We start from the raw sequence: 610 nt of genomic DNA, 5'->3' as shown, positions 1-610 counted from the left end.
TACAATCCACGTCGACGCCATTCATATCTGGGTGGCATCAGCCCTCTCGCTTTCGAAGCAAGAGTGGCATAATCACTTCTGACCGGCACAAAACCGTTACAAGTCCAGAATTAGCCTGACATCCCCGCCGCGCAGTTCGGGCTGGATACAGCGAGAAAACGGCAGGGTCTCAGGGCTTTGACAACCTGAAAAAACCTGAAATCCAAAATGCGCGCGAGCGCGAGGATATGCCTTGCCGCATGTCTGTCTTTAAGTGGCTTCGAGAAAGCTCTGCATTTTCTGACCAGTACGCGCACGCGCGCGAGGGGGAGAAAGCGGCACATTCTATTGGTCAGCGATTGTTGAAGAATGTTGAAATCGAAAACGCGGTTTCCGAAGCGCAGAATGCCCGATTCAAGCGGGCGCAAAGAGAAAGCGGCCATTAATTTTTGAAATAATGCATTGATGAAATCTTGAAATAAAGAAACCTATTTTTTCTTGTACTTCCTGCCCCTCCGTACTACAGCGTGTCGTCAGTTAAGCAGTATGATGATTGAGGCGAACTGCACCGCAGCGAGGAAGGTTGATTTAAGCTTGTCGTAGCGGGTTGCGATCGCGCGGAACTGTTTGA

General features: G+C 50.0%; 1 protein-coding gene and 1 pseudogene. One reads left to right on the top strand and one right to left on the bottom strand.

Annotation, left to right across the window (positions count from 1 at the left end):
* Positions 1-185 precede the first annotated feature (185 nt).
* On the top strand, positions 186-425 hold the full coding sequence (locus tag GOB82_RS13695; RefSeq protein WP_377792203.1) for a terminase small subunit-like protein: 240 nt from the start codon (positions 186-188) through the stop codon (positions 423-425).
* Positions 426-512: 87 nt separating this feature from the next.
* Here GOB82_RS13695 and GOB82_RS13235 read toward each other — a convergent pair.
* Positions 513-610 (bottom strand): annotated as a pseudogene (locus GOB82_RS13235) (IS5/IS1182 family transposase); the annotation flags it as partial.

It is taken from the genome of Acetobacter farinalis (assembly GCF_011516935.1).
Taxonomy (GTDB): Bacteria; Pseudomonadota; Alphaproteobacteria; order Acetobacterales; family Acetobacteraceae; genus Acetobacter; species Acetobacter farinalis.
Note: the sequence above shows the minus strand (reverse complement) of the source record. Positions and strands in the feature narration are given on the sequence as shown.